The sequence below is a fragment of the Pedobacter sp. UBA5917 genome (genome assembly GCF_002432345.1).
Taxonomy (GTDB): Bacteria; Bacteroidota; Bacteroidia; order Sphingobacteriales; family Sphingobacteriaceae; genus Pedobacter.
Genome location: NZ_DJDT01000020.1, coordinates 1 through 5,278 on the forward strand (window position 1 = coordinate 1; position 5,278 = coordinate 5,278).

General features: G+C 37.0%; 7 protein-coding genes. 3 read left to right on the forward strand and 4 right to left on the reverse strand.

Going from position 1 to position 5,278, the window contains the following annotated elements; translation table 11 throughout:
• Positions 1 to 1,080 (forward strand): RNA polymerase sigma factor (locus B2V92_RS01410; RefSeq protein ID WP_293304152.1); only part of this gene is annotated, 1,080 nt, incomplete at its 5' end.
• A gap of 333 nt (positions 1,081 to 1,413) precedes the next feature.
• Here the strand turns inward: B2V92_RS01410 and B2V92_RS01415 are convergent.
• The 4 genes from B2V92_RS01415 to B2V92_RS01430 form a co-directional block, all read right to left on the reverse strand.
• A complete protein-coding gene (locus tag B2V92_RS01415) occupies positions 1,414 to 1,698 on the reverse strand; it encodes a YrhB domain-containing protein (protein ID WP_293304154.1) in 285 nt (94 codons plus the stop codon).
• The gene (locus tag B2V92_RS01420; protein WP_293304156.1) at positions 1,679 to 2,107 is read right to left on the reverse strand and encodes a hypothetical protein; all 429 of its coding nucleotides are present in this window, start codon (positions 2,105 to 2,107) and stop codon (positions 1,679 to 1,681) included. The genes B2V92_RS01415 and B2V92_RS01420 overlap by 20 nt, the downstream gene beginning before the upstream one ends.
• Positions 2,108 to 2,277: 170 nt before the next feature.
• A complete protein-coding gene (locus tag B2V92_RS01425; protein WP_293304158.1) occupies positions 2,278 to 2,688 on the reverse strand; it encodes a DUF805 domain-containing protein in 411 nt (136 codons plus the stop codon).
• Positions 2,689 to 2,827: 139 nt separating this feature from the next.
• The gene (locus B2V92_RS01430) at positions 2,828 to 3,727 is read right to left on the reverse strand and encodes a LysR family transcriptional regulator (protein WP_293304160.1); all 900 of its coding nucleotides are present in this window, start codon (positions 3,725 to 3,727) and stop codon (positions 2,828 to 2,830) included.
• Positions 3,728 to 3,818: 91 nt separating this feature from the next.
• Here B2V92_RS01430 and B2V92_RS01435 point away from each other — a divergent pair, with 91 nt between their 5' ends.
• Both B2V92_RS01435 and B2V92_RS01440 read left to right on the forward strand, forming a co-directional pair.
• Positions 3,819 to 4,541 (forward strand): class I SAM-dependent methyltransferase, encoded by a 723-nt coding sequence (locus tag B2V92_RS01435; RefSeq protein WP_293304162.1) that lies wholly within the window; start codon positions 3,819 to 3,821, stop codon positions 4,539 to 4,541.
• 229 nt (positions 4,542 to 4,770) lie between these two features.
• The gene (locus tag B2V92_RS01440; RefSeq protein ID WP_293304164.1) at positions 4,771 to 5,031 is read left to right on the forward strand and encodes a cold shock domain-containing protein; all 261 of its coding nucleotides are present in this window, start codon (positions 4,771 to 4,773) and stop codon (positions 5,029 to 5,031) included.
• Positions 5,032 to 5,278: the final 247 nt, after the last annotated feature.

Below are 5,278 nucleotides of genomic sequence, written 5' to 3' on the forward strand. Positions count from 1 at the left end.
GCTAATCCTACCGCCTGGCTTTACACCGTTGCGCAAAATAAAACGAAAGACTACTTTAAACACCGCTCAGTTTTTGATACGCAGGTTAAAAGTGAAGTGAGCAAACAACAAATACAGGAAGAAGAATATTTTGAATTTGACAACCAGTATATGGTAGATAGTCAGTTATCCATGATTTTTGCGGTCTGTAATCCGGCCAATTCTGCTGAGGCACAAACCTGCCTGGCACTTCAGATTTTGTGTGGTTTTACGATCGAAGAAATAGCCAATGCTTTTTTGGCAAAGCCCGAAACCATCAAAAAACGGTTGCTGAGGGCCAGAAAAAATCTTAGGAATGATAGTTTCGAAATTAAGGTTTTAAGCGAAAACAATATTAAATCGCGACTGGAAACGGTTTTACAGACGTTATACCTGCTTTTTAATGAAGGTTATTTTTCGAAAACAAACGATCAGCTTATCCGGAAAGATCTTTGTTCGGAAGCGATTAGGCTAACCTTAATGTTAAGAGAAAATCCGTTAACAAACATCCCAAAAGTTAATGCTTTACTCGCTTTAATGTGTTTTCAAAGTTCGCGATTGGATTCGAGGATTAATGATAAAGGCGAGGCCATAGTTTATGAGCAGCAGGATAAAAGCACCTGGGATACATTACTTATCGACAGGGGCAATTATTACCTCGTAAATGCTTTTGACGGAAACGATGTCTCAAAATACCACCTCGAAGCAGGAATAGCCTATTGGCATACCATCCCCCATCACGAACAAAAATGGCAGCATATTTTACAACTGTACGATCAGCTGGTCCTTACAGCACCTTCACCCGTAATCGAACTGAACAGAATATTTGTTATCAATAAAGTATATGGCAATGAAAAAGCCATTTCTGAAACCCAAAAACTAAACCTGGCAGACAATAGTTATTACCAGAGTTTACTGGGGCATCTTTACACTGAACAGGATATCGAAAAAGCGATATTCCATTATAAAATGGCCGTAAAACTCACCAAATCCAAGCTGGAAAAGCAAATAATTCTGCAGGAAATTGAACGTTTAAAAGCTAAGAAACTAAATCTGTTATAGATCTCTCCACTACAATAAGCACAAATCACCTACCAGCTAATCCTAGCCATTAAGACTTGCGCTAGCAACATTTTTTATCTTTTTTTTGACCACCTAAGCCACCTTAAAACACCTGAGAAATTATAGCGTGGGTATTTGCTCCACACAACTTATATGTCACTTATATTCCTTAAATGGTAAAAAATTAATAATGGCATTCATTAAAAATTATAAGCGTAAAAGCATAGCGTTTTTGAACCATATAAGACATTTAAGGAAATATAAGAGCCAAATACTACAATTTGCGCCGAGAAGAAGGTTTCTTTTGAAACAACTGGAAGGGCTGAATCTTAGTTAAACAAATTTCTTTTCATACTCTTCCATATAATATTCTATTGAATAAGCTGTTCCTGTATTGTGCTTTTCTCCGGTTAATTTATTTACAATTATAGGCGAGTTACCTGCAACAATATTCGACAAATCGTTTGTTTCTAAATATTTTCTATTTACATAAAAAAACACCCAATATGTATCCCTTTCAATTGTATCATCGCTTAAAACAATTAAACTGTCATCATCATATTTATATTTTTGGTTTAAATAATCTTCTACTTCTTTTTCAACTAAATTTAGATCCATTTATTTTATAATTCGTTTGTGTTAATTTTAATGATGAAATATCTTGATACCATGAGGGTGATTGTGGTAAATGAGTTAGTAGAGAAGACGTTTCCATATCAAATTTAAACTTACAAATTGTCTTCCAACCCTTGGGTATCGCATCAAATGGTTTAAAAAATTGTTGTGTTACACCAATTAAAGTAATCTTTCCCTCGATTAAAACATATCCATTCATATTTTCGACAAAGTTGAAAACAGTTCCTATGGGGATTTCATATTCTGAAAAAGCACAGAATACAATAATCTCTGACTCATCGAAATTATCCAAATTTAAGACCTCTTTTACCAGGTCAATCTTTGAAGAAGGAAACTTCCCTGTAATTATGATACTTTTATTTTCTATGGCTATTATACTACTGGATTTCATTCTTCATAATTCAATTTTTATCACCCAAATCTAGCGCAAGCCTTAGCCCTAAAAGCACAAGTCACCCAACCTTCATATCCCCCAGCACTAAGACTTGCGCTAGAAAAGGAAACTAAATTTGTTATAGATCCCTCCACTGCAGTCGAGATGACGGATTCGATATAAACCTCCTACTCCGCCTTAACCTCTTGCCCCTGCAGATCTGTTTGATGACCATTTATATCCATCATTTTACCGGATTTAACATCGTAGCCAAATTCGTCGTAACTTTCGTTCCCCTCACCTTTGGGGTTATCGCCATATTCATTCGGACCGTAATCGCCGGGCCCGAAAAACATGATTAAGCCATAAAATGGAATGAGCTGCCACCAACCTGATTTACCCAGATCGTGGCAACGTTTCGCGCCCTGCGAAATCATGAGGTAAAATGGTAAAAGTATAATGATATTGATCCAGGCACCAAAAGTGCCATTCTCTTGTAACATCGTTACAAAGAAATAAACGATAAAATACATGATGTGTGTTAGGGCGTATTCGGTACGGCGGATTCTGCCATAGAACGAAAAAGGATCTTTAAACATTGGAGCGTTGTTTGTTTTTTATTTGTTTTAAAGTTGTGATGAAAATACAGTTATTTTTTTCATTTTGAAACAGTTATTTACTTTGAAACCTTCCTGCAGTGTGTGGCGACAAATCAAAGTAAAATAGTAAAATTGGCAATTATTCACTTGGATTTGAGCCATGGCTCTCCCTGTAGTGCCCGATAAACCAAGCCAAAGCCGGGTGCTGATTGGATTCTTTATATGCCAGTACCACTTCTGTGTTTACAGGGATATCATTAAGCTCAACAAAAGCCACTTTCAACTGTGCATATTGTTTTTTTAAGGATGATGGCAAAATAGATACACCTAATCCGGCTTCTACCAACTGCAATATAGAATGTACATTGTTGGCCTCGTGGGTAATATCAGGTGTAAAGCCCATTCTTTTACAGATTTCGACTAGTTTCTGGTTATACTGCGGGGCAAAATCTTTATTAAAAAAGATAAAAGGACTGCTCTTTAAAAAATCGGCAAAAGCTTCTTTCGTGCGGAATTGCTGATCGGTTAACGGAATAACCACCACAAAAGGATCAAAAAACAGCGATTCTACTTTTAATTTTTCAGATAGTACAGGTGCCCGTAAAATACCAACATCGAGCCTCCCCTCTTCCAGTTCTTTGATCTGTGTAAGCGTAGGTACCTCGAACAAACTGGTTTTTAGATAAGGGAATTCCTGTTGCATGGATTTTAAAATTTCAGCCAGATGAGACTGGTATACAGAGCTAATGTATCCAATCTTTAATTCCCCGCTCACACCATTGTGTATTTTACTTACGGTTTCCTTACTTTCTTCGAGCCTGGCAAATAAGGCATCAACTTCGGCCTTAAAGTATTTTCCGGCATTGGTTAACATTACGCGTTTATTATTCCGCACAAATAACTGCACCTCCAACTCTTCTTCGAGTTCTTTAATCTGCCGGCTTAAAGGTGGTTGCGAAATAAAGAGTTTTGTTGCGGCTTTTGTAAAATGAAGCTCTTCTGCAACGGTTTTAAAATACAAAAGATGTCTGAGTTCCATATTTACAATACCTAATAAGTATCAATTTATGCAAAAAATGATATTTTACAAATATGATTAACAGCCTTAACTTTATCAAAAAAAATAAAATATGGATACAGATTATTCGCAGAAAGCAACGAATGAAGAAATTAGAACCAGATTTGATAACGATGTAGAACGTTTCTCCAACCTGGAAAGCGGCCAGCAAACCACTATTGATGCACCCATAACCATGGAACTTTGCACCGGTGCCGCAAAATACATTAACCCAAATGCCAAAGAACTCTTGGATATTGGTTGCGGAGCGGGCAATTATACTTTAAAAATGCTGAGCAGGATCCCGGATCTTAACTGCACCTTAAATGATTTAAGTTTACCGATGCTCGAACGTGCGAAAGAACGCGTATCGGCCCAAACAACAGGAAAAGTAACGGTGATACAGGACGATATGCGTAACCTTGATCTGCCCGACAATCATTTTGATATTATACTTGCAGCAGCTACATTCCATCATTTACGCACTGATGCGGATTGGGAACTGGTATTTACCAAAGTTTATAAGGCACTGAAACCTGGGGGCAGTATCTGGATTTCGGATCTTATCGCACATGATTCACCTTTGATTGATCAGCTTTTTCAGGAACATTATGGTGCCTACCTTGAAACCCTCGGCGGACCTGAATACAGGCAAAAGGTATTCGATTATATTGCCTATGAAGATACTCCACGCTCGTTAAACTATCAGCTGGCCTTATTGCAAAAAGTAGGATTTAAGGTTACAGAAATCCTGCATAAAAACTCATATTTCGCAGCGTTTGGGGCGATAAAATAGAGTTAAAGTATTTAACTTCTCTCAAGTTATCGTTATTTCGAGCGTAGTGCAGCGAAGTCGAGAACCACAAAGTGCTCAGCGAAGCTAAATCTATCTCGAGAATGCTTTTTTTGGAATCGATTATGAACTAATAATGAAGAAAATTTAAACCCACAAAAAACTATTGCTTAAATGTAACAAACCTGTTATATTCACATAACTATTTATTCATACATCAACCAAACCAGTTATGAGAAAAGGTATTGTAACACATATTGATCCGGTTTTTAACAAAGGCTTTATCGAAGATGAAAACGGCCAGGACATTTTTTTTGATTTTGAACTGATGCATAACAGCATCAATATCGGAGATTCCGTGAAATTCCAGATCATTTTTGGCCCCAATGGTCTGGTTGCTTCAGATGTTGAGCCTGTAATCCAAACAAACAATTTTAATCTTGATACAGATAATACTGCAGCGCACAGCAGGCCCCTTGAATGTCAGCAATAGTTTTTAAACAATCTTTTAAAAAATTCTAATACCAGTTGTTAGCCTAAAATACTACAAAACAAAAAACAGCAGTAAGCAAAAGCTTACTGCTGTTCTTAAATTAATCTTATATTTTTAGATCAGTTAAAAACCGGGAGATTAATATCCCTGGTTCTGTTTAATCGATTTGGTTACATCAAGCGTTGCCTGTGGGATCGGGAAAATCCTCCTGAACGGTTGTGTGGTTGGTTTCGCACTGAAAGGTAAC